The organism is Paenibacillus sinensis (assembly GCF_019904155.1).
Classification (GTDB): Bacteria; Bacillota; Bacilli; order Paenibacillales; family Paenibacillaceae; genus Paenibacillus_AQ; species Paenibacillus_AQ sinensis.
The window spans coordinates 290-19,767 of record NZ_JAHCMB010000239.1; the positions used below are offsets into that span (position 1 = coordinate 290).

General features: G+C 47.0%; 22 protein-coding genes and 1 pseudogene. 21 read left to right on the forward strand and 2 right to left on the reverse strand.

Going from position 1 to position 19,478, the window contains the following annotated elements; all coding sequences use genetic code 11:
* The 14 genes from KIH86_RS27965 to KIH86_RS28030 all read left to right on the forward strand — a co-directional run.
* Positions 1–235, forward strand: a 235-nt coding sequence (locus KIH86_RS27965) for a hypothetical protein (RefSeq protein ID WP_223110781.1), incomplete at its 5' end; no start/stop codon positions are given.
* Between the two features lie 110 nt (positions 236–345).
* On the forward strand, positions 346–1,074 hold the full coding sequence (locus tag KIH86_RS27970) for a class I SAM-dependent methyltransferase (RefSeq protein WP_223083224.1): 729 nt from the start codon (positions 346–348) through the stop codon (positions 1,072–1,074).
* 18 nt (positions 1,075–1,092) lie between these two features.
* Positions 1,093–1,374: a hypothetical protein gene (locus KIH86_RS27975; RefSeq protein ID WP_223083223.1), complete on the forward strand. Its 282-nt coding sequence runs from the start codon at positions 1,093–1,095 to the stop codon at positions 1,372–1,374.
* 68 nt (positions 1,375–1,442) lie between these two features.
* A complete protein-coding gene (locus KIH86_RS27980) occupies positions 1,443–1,985 on the forward strand; it encodes a hypothetical protein (protein WP_223083222.1) in 543 nt (180 codons plus the stop codon).
* 529 nt (positions 1,986–2,514) lie between these two features.
* On the forward strand, positions 2,515–2,937 hold the full coding sequence (locus tag KIH86_RS27985) for a macro domain-containing protein (protein ID WP_223083221.1): 423 nt from the start codon (positions 2,515–2,517) through the stop codon (positions 2,935–2,937).
* Positions 2,938–3,106: 169 nt separating this feature from the next.
* Positions 3,107–3,358 (forward strand): hypothetical protein, encoded by a 252-nt coding sequence (locus tag KIH86_RS27990; protein WP_223083220.1) that lies wholly within the window; start codon positions 3,107–3,109, stop codon positions 3,356–3,358.
* Positions 3,359–3,842: 484 nt separating this feature from the next.
* Positions 3,843–4,088 carry a GNAT family N-acetyltransferase gene (locus KIH86_RS30240; RefSeq protein WP_407672371.1) on the forward strand — a complete coding sequence of 82 codons (246 nt, stop codon included), beginning with the start codon at positions 3,843–3,845 and terminating at the stop codon, positions 4,086–4,088.
* Between the two features lie 62 nt (positions 4,089–4,150).
* The gene (locus KIH86_RS28000; RefSeq protein ID WP_223110782.1) at positions 4,151–4,474 is read left to right on the forward strand and encodes a hypothetical protein; all 324 of its coding nucleotides are present in this window, start codon (positions 4,151–4,153) and stop codon (positions 4,472–4,474) included.
* Between the two features lie 18 nt (positions 4,475–4,492).
* A complete protein-coding gene (locus KIH86_RS28005) occupies positions 4,493–5,023 on the forward strand; it encodes a DinB family protein (protein ID WP_223083217.1) in 531 nt (176 codons plus the stop codon).
* Positions 5,024–5,108: 85 nt separating this feature from the next.
* On the forward strand, positions 5,109–5,459 hold the full coding sequence (locus tag KIH86_RS28010) for a VOC family protein (protein ID WP_223083216.1): 351 nt from the start codon (positions 5,109–5,111) through the stop codon (positions 5,457–5,459).
* 491 nt (positions 5,460–5,950) lie between these two features.
* A complete protein-coding gene (locus KIH86_RS28015; RefSeq protein WP_223083215.1) occupies positions 5,951–10,471 on the forward strand; it encodes a fibronectin type III domain-containing protein in 4,521 nt (1,506 codons plus the stop codon).
* Between the two features lie 398 nt (positions 10,472–10,869).
* Positions 10,870–11,229 (forward strand): DUF3139 domain-containing protein, encoded by a 360-nt coding sequence (locus KIH86_RS28020; protein WP_223083214.1) that lies wholly within the window; start codon positions 10,870–10,872, stop codon positions 11,227–11,229.
* A 36-nt stretch (positions 11,230–11,265) separates the two neighbouring features.
* The gene (locus KIH86_RS28025; protein ID WP_223083213.1) at positions 11,266–11,751 is read left to right on the forward strand and encodes a cysteine hydrolase family protein; all 486 of its coding nucleotides are present in this window, start codon (positions 11,266–11,268) and stop codon (positions 11,749–11,751) included.
* Between the two features lie 45 nt (positions 11,752–11,796).
* The gene (locus KIH86_RS28030) at positions 11,797–12,402 is read left to right on the forward strand and encodes a class I SAM-dependent methyltransferase (RefSeq protein WP_223083212.1); all 606 of its coding nucleotides are present in this window, start codon (positions 11,797–11,799) and stop codon (positions 12,400–12,402) included.
* A 197-nt stretch (positions 12,403–12,599) separates the two neighbouring features.
* Here KIH86_RS28030 and KIH86_RS28035 read toward each other — a convergent pair whose 3' ends face one another.
* A complete protein-coding gene (locus tag KIH86_RS28035) occupies positions 12,600–13,367 on the reverse strand; it encodes a carbohydrate-binding protein (RefSeq protein WP_223083211.1) in 768 nt (255 codons plus the stop codon).
* Between the two features lie 747 nt (positions 13,368–14,114).
* Here KIH86_RS28035 and lepB point away from each other — a divergent pair.
* From lepB to sda, 7 genes and pseudogenes are all read left to right on the forward strand, one after another.
* Positions 14,115–14,567: a signal peptidase I gene (lepB, locus tag KIH86_RS28040; protein ID WP_407672372.1), complete on the forward strand. Its 453-nt coding sequence runs from the start codon at positions 14,115–14,117 to the stop codon at positions 14,565–14,567.
* Positions 14,554–14,694 (forward strand): annotated as a pseudogene (locus tag KIH86_RS29715) (VOC family protein); the annotation flags it as partial. The gene lepB and the pseudogene KIH86_RS29715, both read left to right, overlap by 14 nt.
* A 288-nt stretch (positions 14,695–14,982) precedes the next feature.
* Entirely contained in the window at positions 14,983–15,405 is a 423-nt protein-coding gene (locus KIH86_RS28045) for a VOC family protein (RefSeq protein WP_223083209.1), read from the forward strand.
* A 20-nt stretch (positions 15,406–15,425) separates the two neighbouring features.
* Positions 15,426–15,899 carry a hypothetical protein gene (locus KIH86_RS28050; protein WP_223083208.1) on the forward strand — a complete coding sequence of 158 codons (474 nt, stop codon included), beginning with the start codon at positions 15,426–15,428 and terminating at the stop codon, positions 15,897–15,899.
* A gap of 86 nt (positions 15,900–15,985) precedes the next feature.
* A complete protein-coding gene (locus tag KIH86_RS28055; RefSeq protein ID WP_223083207.1) occupies positions 15,986–16,825 on the forward strand; it encodes a P-loop NTPase family protein in 840 nt (279 codons plus the stop codon).
* 353 nt (positions 16,826–17,178) lie between these two features.
* Positions 17,179–17,841 (forward strand): YheC/YheD family protein, encoded by a 663-nt coding sequence (locus KIH86_RS28060; protein ID WP_223083206.1) that lies wholly within the window; start codon positions 17,179–17,181, stop codon positions 17,839–17,841.
* A gap of 295 nt (positions 17,842–18,136) precedes the next feature.
* Complete coding sequence (sda, locus tag KIH86_RS28065) at positions 18,137–18,280, forward strand: sporulation histidine kinase inhibitor Sda (protein ID WP_156996083.1); 144 nt, start codon at positions 18,137–18,139, stop codon at positions 18,278–18,280.
* Between the two features lie 147 nt (positions 18,281–18,427).
* Here sda and KIH86_RS28070 read toward each other — a convergent pair whose 3' ends face one another.
* Entirely contained in the window at positions 18,428–19,402 is a 975-nt protein-coding gene (locus KIH86_RS28070) for an NAD(P)/FAD-dependent oxidoreductase (protein ID WP_223083300.1), read from the reverse strand.
* Between the last annotated feature and the right edge of the window lie 76 nt (positions 19,403–19,478).

A 19,478-nucleotide genomic window follows, 5' to 3' on the forward strand; every position in this document is an offset into this window, starting at 1 on the left:
TATAGAATGGGCAGAGAAGAGCGCGTTATCGGATATTGAATTTTTGACAAAATGTGAGAATGCAGGACAGCATTTCGTGGGTGATTTTCCGCTTAAAGAAATCACTTTTATTTATAAATATGGAGAAAATGATGAAACACGAACCTATATTAGATCCTCGAATGATAAAAATATGAATCCCAAGGATATAGATATCGAAGTTCTTAGAAAGAACCTGTTTGTAGCTGAACATTAATCAAATCGATTTCCATGTGGAGATCATGAAGGCATGAGCATTTAGCGAAATTAAATTTATAGAAGGACCCGAAACAGAAGATGATCATAACTTGAAAGAGAAGAGCGAACATGGACAAATTTGCCCAAGCAAGAGCCGAGGAAATGAAGTATCACGAGGACTTTTATGCCAGCAATGCGTTGTTTGAACCAGGCACATGGTTATCCAAACCTGTAAAGATTGTGATGGAAATGCTCGAAGCCCTGGATGTGAGCGGCATTCGGATTCTCGATCTTGGATGCGGAGTGGGGCGAAACAGCATTCCTATTGCTCAAAAGATCAAGGAACACGAAGGCACGGTGACCTGTATAGACTTAATTCCGAAGGCGATTGAGTTGCTGGAAGAAAACGCAAAGACCTATGAGGTTGAAGACTGTCTGCTTGCAGAAGCATCAGATGTGGAGTTTTACCATATTGAGCCTGACCATTATAACTACATCATTGCCTGCTCTTGCCTGGAACATGTCTCGTCTGTTGAGGCTTTTGAAACGGTTGTAGCCCGAATGATCAAAGGAACAAAGAACGGTGGAATTAACACGATTTTGATGAGTACGGACATTCAAGATTATGACCTGGCAACAGGAGAACTAACAGAGGGATTGATCGAACTCAACCTGGAGACCCACAAGGCCTATTCAATGCTTGAAGAGCTTTATCGCGGGTGGGAAATTTTAATGGAAAGAGACCTTCCTCAAACAATAACCGAACAGAAGTATGGAAAACAAATCGAATTTCGATCCAATTGGGTAACATTTGTAGCTCGAAGGGTAGATGGCGTTGGCTCCATTGAAACTTTATGAATACGTTGAGGTTATCATATGAATTGTAAAAAAGTAATTTTGCTTATGATAATGATGTTTACCGTTTCTGGATGCGTTCAGCGTAATAGCAATCAGAATTCTGATATTCCTGTTGGTTCTGGTATAGCAAAAGACTACAAACCGCGCTCAGCAAATGAAGGTGCAGTACCAGTGAAAGTTAACATACAAAACGAACCCGAAACGTTTAAACTGGATCAAACCGTTACAACTCATTTAAAGGCACGATCGGGAACAATAAAATTAGACTTCTACTATTTCTTGATAACAATAACCAAATAACAGGCAGCTATTACTATGAAAAGTATCAGAAGAAAATCCAAGTAAAAGGAACTTACAATAAGGATTCAGTGCGGCTAATTGAGCTGGACAATACCACGGGCTCAGAAGCAGCAAGTATTGCGTTCAAAATTTTTAATGATTATGGAGATGCCACAGGAGAATGGATCAGTCGAAATGGGGATAAAAAATATTTGGTGAAATTAAGCCTGATGTCTACCTTTCCTGGAGCTAAGAACAATATATATATTGATGCAGGGGCACAAAGTACAGAAGAAGTAGAGAAATTTGCGATCGAATTGAAGAAAGGGATTCTAGAGAAGAATAAGAAATCGGTCGCAGATAAGATTGCCTACCCCATTGATGTAGAAGTCGATGGCAAAATAGTGGAGATAAAGAATAGGCGTGCTTTCATAGATCAATTTGATAAGATCTTTTATCCTGATTTTGTTGAGGTAATCCGGAATCAGTGTTTTCCTCTAAATATGGATTCGAGCTATCGGGGGATCATGCTTGGTGATCGCGGGGAGATATGGCTTAATTATGTTTATCACAAAACGATCAGTGATGCACAGCTAAAAGTAGTTGGTATCAATAATGGGAAAGAGCAGTAAAGAACTATATGGATTCCGGGGAGTAATTTATGGATATAACGAATTTGCAGCAAAGCAAATCACCGGGAAGCATCTTGCATTCTTAATGTGAGATGCTTTTTGTATTGACTCTCACATGTTGTCAGGGTCTATATTGAAAATGTAAATCATGAAGTAGGGGGAGGAATGCAATCATGCAATTCTCCATGTACTCCTGCATTTTCATTTATCCGCTGAGTATTATCTTCTGCCGTAGACTATAGCGGAAAGGAGTTCTGTATGAAAGCAAATAGATGGGGGTTACGTGTTCTGATAATGGCGTTAATCGTGATGGCCATGTTTTTGTTATACCAATTATATAGGCTGACCGAGAGAAGATAGCACTCCGGGCCGAGTGCAAAAGCGAATCACGGTGAATGGGGCTGGCAATTATCGAGAATGGCTTGGATTAAGCAATACCTATACAGGTATTCGGCATTTAGTGGTAAAATTTCATTATAATTGATAGTTAATGATGGAAGCGCTACAAAAATTGTGTGGAGTGAATACAATGGAGATTACAGAAATCAAGAAAGATCTTTTTACAATGCCGCAAGAATACTGCTTAGCACATTGCATATCAGCCGATGCCAAAATGGGAGCAGGTATTGCCGTGCAATTTCGAAAAAGATTTAAACTGACTTCGCTTCAGGACAGAGCAGCAAACCATGAACTTGAGGTAGGAAAATGCTACAGGGTAGATCGGGTATTCAACTTAATCACGAAGAGCAAGTACTGGCACAAACCCACATACGAAACATTAACGATGGCACTCAGATCGATGAAGGAACTCTGCGAACAAGAGTCCATTCAGAAAATGGCTATGCCTGAAATCGGCTGTGGGCTGGATAAATTGCAATGGGGACGAGTCAAAGAAATCCTTGTGCAAGAATTTGAAGATTTGCCTATCGAGATTACGGTATGTAGGCTGTAATAGAGGAGGCCTGCATGACAAAGCGTGCAAAGCTTAGAGTATGGACTCTAATAGTCTTGGTTAGCATAGCGATTGCTATTGCGCTGAGATATCTCTTTTTGGAAAATCTGGCGCTCAGCTATATGGGTACAACCCAAGAACTGGTATATTTAAACCGGAGTATACTTGGATGGAAATAACATCGGAAGGCCAAAGACAAGATTATCTGGAAGTGTTTCAATTGAAGCTGCCTGAGATCGATTTTGATCAAAATAATATGATTATTTCCAAACATAAAATCTATAAAGCGTACTATACGAAATACGAGTGTTCATGTGATGGTGCGCCGGATGGTTTAGCTGTGTTCAATTATTTGTCCTCGCGGAAAAAAATCTATATTTATAAAATCCCCAAAATATTGATCAGCCAGGGAGTCGGATAATGGATGCAAATAGTGAATGGCCAAATGACGAGTCAGAGAGATGGATCAAGTTAGGGCATTTATTCGGTAAGACCGTATTTGATCAAATCAAACAATATGCTTCAGATCGAATCGATACGAATGCCACCAATGAAAGCAAAATCATAGTGTTGAATTTGCACTAATGGGTAGAGTGTACAATATACAAACGGGACAGCGTTTAGAAGAGATTGAACTAGCGCCTGAGGGGCGATGGTCTGTGAATGGGTTATCATATGTGGGCTGATGGAGAGTTTGAGTAATTTGTTAATCAAGGAGGCGTAATTGAAGGCTATAACCGGTTGAGGGTGGGTTAGGGGCTTTTAGACTTATTCGATTAAGTCAAATTCATTACGGAGTAGAGAAATAGCCGGGAGGTATTTTCAATGGATGTAAGTATTCGTTTTGGAACGGAAAAAGACAAGCCTGCCTTCAAAGCATAGATCGGCATATTGATCCGGAATACATAGACTTCAAATTGAATCATAGAGAAATTCTGATAGCCGAACATAATGATCAAGCAGCAGGATATCTTCGTCTTGAATACATATGGACTAAAGTTCCTTATATAGGGCTGATTCTCGTCAAAGAAGAATATAGAGGACAAGGGGTCGGGACTGCACTTATTCAATTTCCGTTCCCGATGAAGAGGATGTCATATCAATGGCTAAGGAATGGACAACCGATCCCGATATGGACACCGGGCAGCTAGACAAGGGCAGTGGAATTGCAGGAGTCAGATCAAAGAGGTGAAGACACATCAATCTCATCAAGGTGGCAAACCGCAGAAGCGAATATGTGAAAATCGAGCACTACAACATTCTGGTAGATGATGTTCCGTTAGATATGCAGCTGCATCAACTATACCCCGATCATTTGTTTTTAGGCTTAATTCCTGTAATGACAGAGTGGCTTAACACCGACGAGGAGAAAAGTGTCGCAAGAACCCGATACTTGTCATCCCGGAATGGAGAAATTCTTCCGATCCTGATGTGTCCGGATGATTGCGATTTCTACTGCACCCTGCTAGTGGCGGAGGTTGTTATAGAGGGAGAAGAGATCGTCTGGAAGCGGATTGGTCTAGACGAGAGTATGTGAGAAAAAGGAGGATTACCCATGACTTTCAATCTCGACAGGCTTTACCTGATTTCTGAAATACCTGGTTATTCACCGCAAATCGGACACTTGGTATCCATGATGAATTTTGCCAGAGCGACTACACTTGAATCCGTTAAGGATTTGACACAGGAACAGCTGGATTTCATTTATGACAGCAACAGTAATTCGATAGGTGCATTGCTTTTACATATGGCAGCTATAGAATACGCGTATCAAGTTTGTACATTTGAAGAGAGAGAATTCAATGAAGAGGAATTGAATCGGTGGGGGCCCGCGTTATGCTTAGGGGAAGAAGGCAGGACGCATATTAAGGGTCACAATTTAGACTATTATTTATCCGTAATGAGCGAAGTGCGTGAACGAACCTTTGAATGGTTTAAAACCAAAAGTGATGAATGGCTATATGAAGAGAGGGACTTCTGGAACAATCGGCAGGCAAACTTCTACTTTATGTGGTTTCATGTGTTTGAGGATGAAATCAATCATCGAGGACAAATAAGATGGATTGGCAAGCGGATTCGTGAGTAGATGGTGATGGAGCATCACTATGAAGGAAATGAATCGGAATATCTTGCATGGAGATATTTATTGAGCCAATTTGGAGGCAGCCACTATGAAACTTCATGGAGCTTGTATTCAAACGCATAACATTACAGAACTCGTGGATTTCTACAAGAAGTTATTCGAACAGGAGCCTGAGGTGGACGGGGGCGTGGATTTTCGTTTTTATGCGCAGCAGCTCATTATTTTCAAGCTGAATGATGAGGATTCGTCATCAACGAAGAACGTTGCACTCATTTATGCGGTGGATGATGTGGATCATGAATACCGCAGACTGGTGAACCTGGGTCTGGAAGCGGTTTCTCCGCCGAGCGATAAACCATGGGGAGTACGCTCCTTTTTGTTGCATGATCCCGACGGCAATACGGTCAGTTATTTTGTTAATCTGGTACAGCATCCATAGTCTTCTGCAGAACGCTCCAAGCATATCATTATTATCGGTCTGAGGCATAACTACCTCCTACGAAGGATAGGGAGGAGTTGGCCTTTTTTTTGTCTAAATTAGTCCGCTAGGTTCATTTTTCATGTCTAGTAGGAAATATTTATTATTTGTTAGCCAAACATATTGATTTTATGGATAACAGAATATAGAATCAATATAGAAGAGGAGGATTTATTTGTCAAAAAGATTCGGAAGTTAGCGAAAGATGTCAACGAAATTACTTGAAATTCGCTTTTTGAAAGCGCTTATCGTATTATTGCGTAGATTTTGCTTTGGTTTTTGTTTTTTATTTTGTTTGGTTCTTTTTTCGTAACTGAAATTAGGTGTGAGAGGAGGAGGGTGAGTCCGTCTCGGTTATGAAATTTGAATAGATGCTCATTATTCAGCATGAACAGACCGAATATGCGTAAGGGGTTTACCAAGAACAAACAAATAATCTTGGAGGTTCGTATATGAAGAAGGGTTTTATTAGCTTGCTCATGGTGATGATGGTTATCGGTATGATGCCGACCCTCTATGTAAGCGCTGCAACGAATGCGGCTCTTAATCAATCCGCCACCGCGAGCTCGACTGAAGATTCCGGTAAGACGCCTCAAATGGCGGTGGACGGGGACTCATCGACAAGATGGTCATCAGTCTATTCCGATCCGCAGTGGATCAGCGTCGATCTTGGCGCAGTCACCCCCGTTAACGGAGTAAAGCTGAATTGGGAAGTTGCATACGCGAAGGCGTACCAAATTCAGGTTTCAACTGATAATACGACCTGGACTACCGTTTATGCCACCACGGAAGGCGATGGAGGCATCGACAATGTTTCTTTCGAGACGAGCAATGCAAGATATGTAAGAATGTATGGAACGCAGAGAGCGACCAATTATGGATACTCGCTCTGGGATTTCGAAGTACTTAAAGCCGATTCGAACGATCATACCGCTCCGACGGCTCCGGCTAACCTGGCTAGCACCGCCAAGTCGGATACGACAGCAACTCTGGCCTGGACAGCTTCGACTGATGACACAGGCGTAATCGGCTATGACATCTACCAAGGAACAACGATTGTTGGCTCGACAACAACGACCAATTATGTTGTTACCGGTCTGACAGCCAACACGCTGTACACCTTTATAGTCAAAGCGAGAGACGCTGCGGGCAATGTATCGACGGCGAGCAACTCGGTAAGCGTTACGACGAGTGCTTCCGAATCCAACATTATTTCGGGAACCGTGTACAAGCTTACGGCACAGCACAGCGGCAAAGTTCTGGATGTAGCGGGCGGTTCTACTGCTGACGGCGCGAATGTGCAGCAGTGGACCGACAATGGCAACACACAGCAGAAGTGGAGAGTTGTCAGCGTCGGAGACGGCTACTACAAATTGATTGTACAATCCAGCGGCAAAGCTCTGGATGTTGCACAAGGCTCCACATCGGATGGGGGAAATGTGCAGCAATCGACTGATAATGGCTCAGCAAGTCAAATGTGGAAGATTGTTGACATCGGTGGCGGTTACTATAAGCTGATCGCCAAGTCCAGCGGCAAAGTTCTGGACATAGCAGGCGGTTCCACCGCTGACGGAGCCAATGTTCAACAATGGACCGACAACGGAAATCCACAGCAAAAATGGAAATTCACAACTGTTGAGGCTGCGGATAACACCGCTCCTACTGCCCCAACTAATGTAACCGCTGCTTCAAAGACGGACACGACGGTCAGCCTCAGCTGGACCGCTTCGACGGATAATGTCGGCGTAACGGGCTATGAAATTTACAATGGCTCTGTGCTGGCAGGCACCAGCACAACGACGAGCTATACCGTAACCGGTCTGACTGCAAGCACGGCGTACACCTTCACGGTCAAAGCCAAGGACGCAGCGGGCAATGTATCGGCAGCCAGCAGCGCGGTACAAGTTACGACGAATGCTCCGTCTACCGATACCACGGCCCCTACGGCTCCGACAAATGTAACCGCTGCCTCGAAGACGGCTACAACGGTTAGCCTTAGCTGGACCGCTTCGACGGACAATGTCGGCGTAACGGGCTATGAGATCTACAATGGCTCAGTGCTGGCAGGTACCAGCACAACGACGAGCTATACGGTAACCGGTCTGACCGCGAGTACGGCATATACCTTCACGGTCAAAGCCAAGGATGCAGCGGGCAATGTATCGGCAGCCAGCAGCGCGCTGAACGTAACGACCAATTCGTCCACGGATACCACAGCTCCTACGGCTCCGACAAATGTAACCGCTGCCTCGAAGACAGCGACGACGGTCAGCCTCAGCTGGACCGCTTCGACGGACAATGTTGGCGTAACAAGCTATGACATCTACAATGGACAGACGCTGGCAGGCAGCAGCACAACGACGAGCTATACAGTAACCGGTCTGGCTGCAAGCACAGCGTACACCTTCACGGTCAAAGCCAAGGACGCAGCGGGCAATGTATCGGCGGCCAGCAGCGCGCTGCAGGTTACGACCAGCCCGGCTTCAACGCATGACGGATTCTACATCAGCGGCAACACCCTCTATGATGCCAATGGCAATCCATTTGTCATGAGAGGGATCAATCACGCTTACAATTGGTATAAAGGCCAAGAATCGGTTGCTATTCCGGCAATTGCCGCAACCAAAGCAAATACGATCAGAATCGTACTGTCGGACGGTCAACAGTGGACCAAAGACAGTCTGGCCGCCCTTCAGAACCTGATCACCTTGTCTGAGCAGAACAAACTGATTGTCATTCTGGAAGTCCATGACGGAACAGGCTCGGACAATGCGACGGTGCTGGACAATATCGCCAACTACTGGATCGAAATGAAGAGCGCGCTGATCGGTAAAGAGAAGACGGTCATCCTCAATATCGCGAACGAGTGGTACGGTACTTGGGATGGCGCCGGCTGGGCGAATGGATACAAATCCGTAATTCCTAAGCTCCGCGATGCGGGAATCAAGAATACCATTATCGTTGACGCTGCCGGTTGGGGACAGTATCCGCAATCGATCTTCGACTACGGAACACAGGTATTTAATGCAGACCCGCTCAAGAATACGATGTTCTCGATTCATATGTACGAATATGCTGGGAAGGATGCTGCAACGGTCAAGAGCAATATCGACAATGTGCTCAACAAGAATCTGGCACTCATTATTGGTGAATTCGGAATCAAGCACACGAACGGCGATGTAGATGAAGCAACCATTATGAGCTATTCCCAAGAGAAGGGTGTAGGTTATCTCGGATGGTCCTGGAAGGGCAACGGCTCGGGCCTCGAGTATCTCGACATGGCTAACGACTGGGCCGGAACGAGCTTGACCGAGCAAGGCCAGGCTATCGTTAACGGAACATACGGAATCAAGGCGACTTCCAAAATCTGCACCGTATATGACACCACACCGACGGATACCGAGGCGCCTACAGCTCCTACAGCTCTTGCAGGCACTTCGCCAACTTACTCATCGGTTGCGCTGACATGGGGAGCTTCGACGGACAATGTTGGAGTAACCGGGTACAACGTTTATCAGAATGGCAATCTGGTTGCCATCAGTCAGACGAACAGCTATACCGTGACTGGCCTGAAGGCCAACACAGCTTACACCTTTACGGTGAAGGCTATTGACGCCGCAGGCAATGTATCCGCTGCAAGCAACTCGGTCATCGTTACGACAGCGGACAGCAATGATCATACGGCACCTACAGCTCCGGCCGGATTGGCCGTAGTTCCGGCGATCACGACCGCTACCCTGACCTGGACAGCATCTACGGACAATGTTGGAGTAACCGGATACTATGTGTATCAGGACGGGGTCAAAGTCGGCACGACAGATGCCACCCGTTTGATCGTATCGGGCCTTGAGAGCAAGACGTCCTATACGTTCACAGTCAAGGCGTTCGACGATGCGGGCAACCTGTCGGATGCAAGCAACGCGGTAACGGTAACTACAGGCGATCCCAATCAGCTGCCAGAGATTGATCCGGGAATCATCACCAAATATTCGGATTGGTATGTTGGCATCAATGGTGCCGACAAACCGGCCGCAGGCACGATTGCTCAGCTTACACCGCTTGATAACGGCGGTTTGAACATGACCTTCAACCTGAAGACGGAGAATTATCCTTGCTTCCAGGTGGACCCGGTTCCGGCAGAGAACTGGAGTGCTTACACCAACATGAACTTGATCGTAACCAATCCGAACTCTGTTGAGATCCAATTGCAGCCGATTGTTAAGGACGGCGACTGGAAGTGGGTCGAGCTTGGACAATACGTCAAAATTCCGGCGAAGACCACAACCATGGTATCGGTTCCTTTGGCTGGACTTGTCAACAAAGATGTTAACCGGATCATTCTGCGGGTTCAAGGCGGAAGCGGCGGTGTTGAAGGAAGCCTCCAGCTGCATACGATCAGCTTCGATCTGGCTGCGGATGCCTACGCTTCGACCATTGCCGAAATGAATCGTCCGAAGACGGCCAGCTATTATCCATGGACCTTCGTAGAGTCTTCCTTTACGGCGAACGTATCGAGCGGACTCAATGGCGAGACCGTCTTCGTTAATTACGCTTCTACATTGAGCGATACGAAGGCAGCCGGTGTGGGAACCGAGACAAAAGCGGGACTCGGCATCGGAGATGACTGGTCGAAATATGCCAGTATTTCGAGCACTCTGACCAACAAGGGAACGTCTCCTATCCATGTATCCCTGGTTCTGAGAGTCGGCACCAACTGGACATGGGAAGAGACAGGCGGTCAGACGGAAACTGATCCTTCGTTCGAGAGAATCATTGCTCCCGGAGAGAGTGTGGATGTCACTTACGCCTTCAATTCTCCGATCTGGAAATCGGCGCTTACCGAGTGGGTAAACAGCGCCGCCGTGTCCAAGCTGACGGATATCCGGGGTATTGAGTACAAGGTATACACCGGTGTCGGCGAGACAGCAGCGGCCGGAACCCTGGAGATCACCAACTTCAAATTGAATTTCTAGAATAGCTGCGAATCCTCAAAAAGGGTGAGCGAAAGAGACTGCCGGGAATGCCCCCGGCAGTCTTTGTTTAGAATGCTGGATCTGAAGCAGCAATAACGGCTATCCAATAAGCGCCGAACCCAAGGGGCGCTTCCAAAACCTGAATGGCGGCGCGCTACATCCGCGCGCCGCTGCTTGCAGCCTCCGGCTGCCGCATACCCGAGGAAGTACAGGGTATGCGGCGGAGGAGGCTGTTTACTTTTTCCATAGCCAGTTGTGTCTACCGATCTGTTCCACATCATGGTAAAATCCTCAATATAGACGCTTTCATAAGTCAGTGCTCAAGTCGAGGACTCAAGATAACGGAAGCAATCCCGAAGCAATTCCTGGCATGGCAACCGGATCTTCTAATTCAGGGAATGGAGCGGAGGATGAGAAGAGAGAAGATTGTTCGAATATCGATCGGTATCCTGCTCGCGGTTCTGATCATGACGCCAATCGTATATGTCCAGGCGAATAAACTCATTTACGCGCATCGGGTAACAGCCTATCTGTTGGAAGACGGACATTATCGGAAAGAAGAGATTCAATCGGTTCGGGGAATATGGGGGATCAAGCTGCCGTCATTTTTCGCTGTCGTTACGTTTAAGGATGAGCCTCATGTGGAGTATGTCTATTTTGCCCATAATGAGGTGCATCAGTTTGGCTATCGGCTGACCCCGGAAGGCAGGGACCATGATTTTAAGGAAAAGGATTTGAAGCATTACGTCCCGTTCTAATATTCGTATAGCGGCTATATGGAAATGAGGGTTAAGATGAAAATAGCGTTGCTGATTGTGGATATGCAGCCCGTGCATGTGCAGGAGCAAGTGGATATGAGACAAATAAACCGGGCCTGCGAGTACATCAACTATGTCGCCGGGGAGCTTCGTTCGAAGAATCATGTTGTAGTTCATGTGCAGGATGTCGAGGGGATGACAGAGGATAACCGGGAGCTGTATGCGGTGATTCCGGAGATTCATGAACATGAATCGGATCTGAGGGTAGCCAAAGAGAGCGGAAACGCCTTCTGGAACACGGAGCTGGAGCAGCTTCTGGGCCGCCACGGGGTGAAGCTGGTCATTATCGCGGGATTTGCGGCTGAGCAGTGTGTGCTGTTCACCTATAATGGAGCGGAGGAAAGAGGATTCAGACCTGTTATTCTGCAAAATGGCATTCTGAGCACCCACAGTGACGCTGTGGACGCGACATACCGAGACCGCAATGTCATTTCTTATCCTGTTGTTGAGTTTTTGATTTAGGCAGCCCTTAAATCCAGGGGACGGAACCAGAAAGGAACCGGACTATTGAATCCCAACGAATTTTGGAACCAGGCGTTCGGCAGGCCCGGCCTGCAGCCTCTTTATGATGACTGGCTGGACAAATATAAGGAAGAGCTGGATCGATGCAGTCGAGCTATTCTGGACTTGGGCTGCGGCATCGGAAATAATGCAAAATACTTGACGGAGCGGGGGCATAAGGTCCTCTGCTGCGATCAGTCTGAGGTTGCCCTGGAGAAGCTGCACGCTTTTGTGCCCGAGGCGGAGACCAAAAGGTTGAATATGCTGGAGGGCCTTTCTTTTGCTGACGGGAGCTTTCCTGTTGTCATCGCGGACTTGTCCCTACATTATTTCGATGAGGCGGATACTTTTCAGATTGTGCGGGACATTCATAGGGTGCTGGAGAATGGGGGTCTGCTGCTCTGCCGGCTGAATTCCGTCCGGTCCCTGCCGGTTAACACCGGATACTACATAGAAGTCGAAGGCTTAATGCGCCGGTATTTTGACAGGGGACAGGTCGATTATTTTTTCGGGAATGAGCTATGGGAGAAACAGACCTGCCTAGAGTATCCTATGGACCGGTATTTCAAAGGGAAGATTGTATGGGAGGTGCCGGCGAGAAAGAGAGGCTGAACGCTTGGCACACAATGTAATTGTTCTACTGAGCAAAATAAGATTAAGGTCGCCTGAAGGGGAACAAGTATGGTCAATGAGTATTTTTACGTTGGTCCCGATATAATCCAGATCTGCCAATCCCCACAGAGAACAGGATCACAAAGCGGAATCATAAGCCGCCTGCGATCCTGCTGTTAACTGCATTTTATAATGAATTAGTTGACCTCGTAATTATGGCCATAGTTATTATCCCAATACGTTTGCCCGTTAACTGTATACGAAATCGCATATTTAACATCTGCAGCACCAGGAACATTGAAATTGTAGCTCCATCTATCAACACTATTGAAATTATTGAAGGAGCCATTGTAAGCAGCGTTGCCCTCTTGAACTGTTGCCCAGTTGTCCGTTGTGTACACTACTTTTACTGTTTTCGTCGAACCCAGGTTTTTAACATAGATGTTTCCGCTAAATTCACCATTGTTCAGAAGACTACTGGCGTTAAGCACATTTGGTGCTCCCAAGATAACGGAATCCAGAGGAACAGTACTATTGACTTCATTGTAATAATTCACTCCACCGTTGTTATCCCAATAGGTCTGGTTATTCACTTCGTATTTAATTGCGAATTTTACGAAGCTCAGATCTTTCAATTCGGAATGATCTGTTGTAGAGCCATTTGTGGAAATGCCAAAATACCATTTCTCATGGCTTCCATCCGTCGGCCCTACATAACTCGCACTCGTATCATACCAATTTGTGTTATCTGTCGTGTAATGGACAGTGACATTTTTCACGGCTCCCAGATTGGCAACATCAATATTTCCGCTGAATCCGACATATCCAGGTTTATAAATAACGCTGACATCCGAGTCAATAAGCTTGACCTCATCACCGCTGGCAAATGCCGATCCCACAAAGGATACACCAAAAATCAGAGTAAACATCATCAATCCGGCAAATAGTTTTTTCATTGCAGTCATTGTTCTCTCTCCTCTAATTTTAAATTTTTTACACCTGGGTCTTGAGCCGACGGAAATGTTGTTCATACGTTTGCACAATTCTTCGTGTTTTTTCATTCCTCCTTTGAACTTAGAGAATTGGTTGTAATTTGATGAATGTTAATTATTTCCTATCAATAAGGATATCTTTAGCAAAAATTTATGTAAATANATATGGTATATTTTGTCATAAAAGGTCAAAAAAACAGGAAGACAGCACAAAAAGTTCCCTCAAGGCTTCCGACATTCGCCCATATTCTGAAATCAAGTCAATAGAAAGGGATTAGAAAACCGTCAAAAGCCTTGTAAATCTTGGCCACTCCCTGTCCAAGCATTATATTTCTTCACAGGAATGCAATACCGCCATTGCGGCGGGCCTCTTTGCGGGATTGATGCTCTCAAGAGGTTTATTTGGGACCTGGCGAGGAGGTAAATACACTTTTGCAGTTAGTCTTGTCAGTAACGATGTTAGCCCCTATTATACTAATTAAAGAAGGCTTGGAGTTAACAGCAGCACGATAATTTTGATTCTTGTGTTGGTCATCGTTCATGGAGGCGATGGATTTTAGAGGTCTTCAATTCGTACATCAAGAGCTAGGGTTGGCGGCAATTCAGGCGTATCTTCATTGGTGAAACAAAAACAAACGCAAAGCAATTATTCTAAGTGACAAAATAAGATCAAGGTAATCTAAGGGGAGCAAGGACATGCAATATATCCTGATTTTGTTCATGCTGCTGGTTTCGGGGATTGGCGACAATTCGGCCTACAAGCACTATGTTGCGGACGGACCGTCGATGGAGCCGACGATTGCAGCAGGAGAGCGTCTGACTGTAGACACCCAATACTACTCGAACCATGTCTTTGAGCGGGGCGACCTTATCGTATTCAAGGCGCCGTCCACGGATGTCACCTTTATTAAACGGGTTGTAGGCTTGCCCGGAGAAAAAATCAAGCTGGTCGGAAATGTCCTGTACATCAACGGCGCTCCGCTTAAGGAAACGTATCTGCAAGGCCCGGTCGACCCGGACAGCCCCAATGGCGATATGGAGGAAATGAAAATTCCGGAGAACAGCGTATTTGTATTGGGCGACAACCGCGGCGACAGCGTGGACAGCCGGATGCTGGGAGCCATCGCTGAGGATCAGATTATCGGGAAGGTTGTTCAAAACTGGCATCCATAGAGATTCGGAAAAGAATCTATTTCGGGTTCCTGCGTTTCATTTTAATACGGGGGATATTGAGGAAGCTTACAACTGGTTTAACTTTAGAGACCCCGACGGCAACCACTTGATGGTATGCAAATGCTGATCCAAGCCCTGCCGCTAAGCTAAGTATCAATCAAATAAAGGGAAGTTTTGATGACCCTTGAAGCCTTTTACACCAACCTGTCCCAGGAAGACAGCGCGTTGTTCGCAGAAATTGCCGAATCTGCAATACAGCTCGGATATAGGCCGAAAAAGTCGAGAACCGAAGCAATCAACTATGTCTTTACCGGCAGTCAGCGTGCCTGGCATTACCATTACCACAAGCGAACTGCCGGAGATCAAGGAACTGCTGGAGCGGCAGCCTCTATTTTGCGCAGAAAGGAAATGAACCATGATTCAATCTATCGTCCACATCGCGCTTGTCGTCAAAGATTACGATGAGGCTATCGAATTCTATACCCGGAAGCTGAATTTCGTATTAGTCGAGGATATTGACCAGCCGGAGCAGAACAAACGCTGGGTTGTCATCTCGCCTCCCGGTTCCGTAGGAACGACGATTCTGTTAGCGAGAGCCTCCAAACCGGAGCAGGAGCCTTTTATCGGAAATCAGACGGGCGGGAGAGTATTCCTGTTTCTGAACACGGATGACTTCTGGCGGGATTACAACGATATGGCTGCCAAAGGCATTGAATTCGTCCGGGAGCCGAAGGAGCAGCCTTATGGCATGGTTGCGGTATTCAGGGATCTGTACGGGAACCAGTGGGATTTGCTTCAGCTCAATGAGGATCATCCCATCATGAAGCGGATGAAGTAGCGGGCAGGAGATACGCTGACATGATTCAGTTCGCGAACCTGCTGATCCCCGCTGCCGTTCTGCTGCCCAATTTGTTATATGCCTTTTGGCCGGCGGTCAACGTTCCTGAAATTACGGATTCTCCCAAGAGTCTTGTGTATAAAATAGCCGAAGGCGTAGGTAGGGCAGGGGTTATGATAGCCCCCCTGTTCTCCGCTTCCCCGCAGATTGATCTGTATGAACTCCTGTTCTTGTCCGGAATGTTAATCTTCCTATTGCTCTATTATGCCGGTTGGGCAAGGTATTTGGCGGGCGGCCGGGAATGGGCGCTGCTCTTTCTTCCGATGGCCTGGGTGCCTGTTCCTATGGCTGTCGCGCCCGTTCTTTTTTTCATATGCGCTTCGCTCTTTATACATTCCCCCCTGCTGCTAATGAGCGGCCTGATACTTGGAGCCGGGCATATACCGGCCAGCCTGCATATTTACCGGCAATTCACAGAGAGCAATAAAAAATGAAATTTCAGTATCGAGGTTGCCAAGGCATTGAATTTACGGTTGGACAGATTGGCCCGGCAGCAAGACCGTACATGAGGAGGTATTATATGAAAAACCGATTAATTCTGATTGAAGGGCTCCCCGGCTCGGGAAAATCAACAGTCGCTCAGCTTACGGCGCAGCTGCTTGCGGAACAGAGCATCAAGGTACAGCTATATCTGGAAGGGAATCTCGATCATCCGGCGGATTATGACGGAGTCGCCTGTTACATGCAAGAGGAGTTTGAGGCGCGGAAGACGAGAGCTCCCGGCATCGCTGAAATGCTGGATACCCGGGCGAAGAGACTGGGGGAGGATGTGCTTATTCCCTACCGGAAGCTGCTGAACGAAGAAGGGCTTGCCATTCCGCAGGAGGCGCTGGAGGATATGATGACCCGGGATCTATACGAGCTTCCCTTTGAACGGCATGTCCGGCTGATCGCGGAGAATTGGGAGCGTTTCGGCACAAGCCACCTTCATGACCCGGCCGTCTGCATGTTCGAATGCTGCTTCATCCAGAACCCGATCACGATGGGGATGGTCAAATGCAATAGATCCAAGGAAGAGGTCGCTTCGTACATACGAAGGCTGGAAGAGGCGGTCAAACCGCTGAACCCTCTGCTGATTTATGTGAATCAGGAGAATCCTGCGGCTGCCTTTATGAAAGCGGTTAAAGAGAGACCTGCGGAATGGTCCGAAGGGTTCATCTCTTATTATACAAATCAGGGCTTCGGCCATGCAAAGGAATGTAAAGGAATGGAAGGTGCAATACAGGTGCTTCTGGAGCGCAAGGAATGGGAGCTTGAGATTCTGGGTCTTCTGGACATTGAGACATGCATGCTGGATAACTCGAGCTACAGCCGGGATGCCTGCACAAGCGCTCTACAGGCGATTCTGTCAGGAAAGTAGGGAGGCGACAGCATAAGGTTCTTTGAACCGGGAAAATCCGCCAATATTCTGCTGCATCTGCTGCGGGCGGGCATGACTTTCTAACCTTTCAGCAGCAGCTATTCTTCATGTTCTTCGTCTTGCTTGAATCCCACTGTGTTTTTCTTCTGTTACTCACCCGTTAATCCCCGCGAATAACTGAACCATTCGATACATCCTTCCCTGCAATTTTATTTAGCCATGATTACAGGCTCACACCTTTGCACAGATGCCCCTTTTCAGGTAGTTGCTTGTCTCAGGCGGACAATCATACAGGAAGTCCGGGAGGCGTGAGCGTACTGTATAGCAGGCTTGTGAGAAAGGAGAGGGACGTTATGGCAGGAAGACAGCTGGCAAGCAAATGGCGTAAGACGGAAGCGCTGCTGAGCGACAAACGGATATGCGGCTATGTACCCAGAACGGTTACTTACAGCGGCACCGCCTTGCATTCCATGCTGAACCGGTACGGCGTCGTTGTAATCAAGCCGATTGTGGGCGGAGGCGGATACGGTGTTATCAAGGTGTTCCATGACGCCAGAGGCTACGGCTTCACCTACATGTCGGCGACCAGGGCGTTCGGGAGCTTTGCAGGAATGGAGAAGGCGCTGTCACGGGTCAAGGTGAAACGGCGCTATCTGATCCAGCAGGGTATCTCGCTGGCAAACATCGGGGACCGTCCAATTGACTATCGGGTGAAGGTGGTGAAGAACGGCGAACATTGGGAATTTCGTTCCATGGTTGGCCGCCTGGCCAGACCCGGTCTGTTCGTGACCAATCTGTGCAAGGGAGGAACGATGCTGACCTGTTATCAAGGGCTGCGGCGCTCGCTCCCGAAGCAGAAAGCTGCTGCCAAGAAGAGAGAAATGCGGAATTTGACACATGTCTGCATCGAGGTATTGGAGCGCCATTTTCCGGGAATCGGAGAGCTTGGATTTGATTACGCTGTGGATCGTTCAGGGCGAATTTGGATACTGGAAGTCAATACAAGACCCCAATAGATAAAGAAAACGCTTTAATTTTCCGATAGTAAATATAAGAACAGAAAAACTTAAATATTCGTAAAATTGTAATGGAAAAAAGGAATTTTTTTTATTATACTACCAAAGGTTGAAAAATCCTGTGTATAACTTTTATCCCCAAATTCCACTGCAGTTTAATCGAGGAAATGAACGCTATACACAATCTATGCACAGGATTTCCACATGCTCCTGTGGATATTAGGAACACTTGTTCGAGAATAGATAGTTTGCTATGATTAGAGAGAACCAAATAAAGGAAAGGTAGGTGAACGTTGTGGTGGAATTATCGGATGAGATGTTGCTTGACTCTTATCATAAAGCCATTGAACTTCAGCTGGAGCATGATTTTATCGCACTGCTGCTTGTTGAAATTCTAAAACGGAACTTACACTCTCCAGAAGATGCGGTGCTCCAATAGTGGTTTAGACCTGATAACGACGAACTACATATCATTAAACCGCTGCTGTTATGAAATAGGGTATCCTGATGAGCTTCGAGAAATCGCTTGCCCCTCGGGATACCCTTTTTGTTGTATTTAGAGCCTAGGTAATAAGATCCAGGGCAATTAGAGCTTCAGATTGCTGCTGTGTCCCGGGGACAGCTTGGCTTCAGGGTCGATATACACCTTGGCGTTGTTGACCGCTGTCGGAGCTTCTCCGAAACCGACGGCAATAAGCTTCAGCTTGCCGGGGTATGTGGTAATGTCGCCGGCTGCGAAGATGCCGGGGATGCTCGTCTCCATCCGCGAATCAACGATGATGGAGTTGTTCTCGATCTCAATTCCCCATTCGGCAATAGGTCCGAGCGAAGAGACAAACCCGAAGTTAACGATAACACTGTCAACTTCAATGTCCTGCTTCTCCTTCGTCTTCACATCCGTTAATGTGACCTTCTCGATAAATCCGTCGCCATGAAGTTCAGTGATCTCGGAAGGCGTAATGACCTTGACTTTGGACTTCATCAGATTCTCCACGCTGTGCTCATGCGCACGGAACTTGTCGCGGCGGTGAATCAGCGTAACCTCAGCGGCTACCGGTTCCAGCATAAGCGCCCAATCGACTGCGGAGTCTCCGCCGCCGCTGATGAGCACCTTCTTGTCCTTGAACGAGTTCAGATCGCTCACGAAGTAATGAAGATTCGCTTTCTCGAACCGTTCCGCACCCGGGGTTTCCAGACGACGGGGTTCAAAAGCGCCGACCCCAGCCGTAATGATAACGGCCTTCGCATGGTATTCCGCTTTGTCGGTTGTAACGATGAAATGCCGCTCTTCTTGTTTAACGACGGATATGACCTTTTCCTCCAGGCAGATATTGCTTTGGAACAGATCCATTTGACGGGAAAGATTGTTTACGAGTTCTTGAGCGGTTATTTTTGGAAATCCTGCCACATCATAAATATGCTTTTCCGGGTACAGAGCGGCAAGCTGGCCGCCCAGTTGGGGCATACTCTCTATTAAGGTAACGGTAGTCTGGCGCATACCGCCGTAGAACGCGGCGAACATGCCGGCCGGACCTCCGCCGATGATTAGCAGATCGCTCATGGGAACGTCGGGTTGCTGGGAAGTCACAGGATTATTACACCTCCGAGTTGATATAATCAATTTGCCATACTACTCA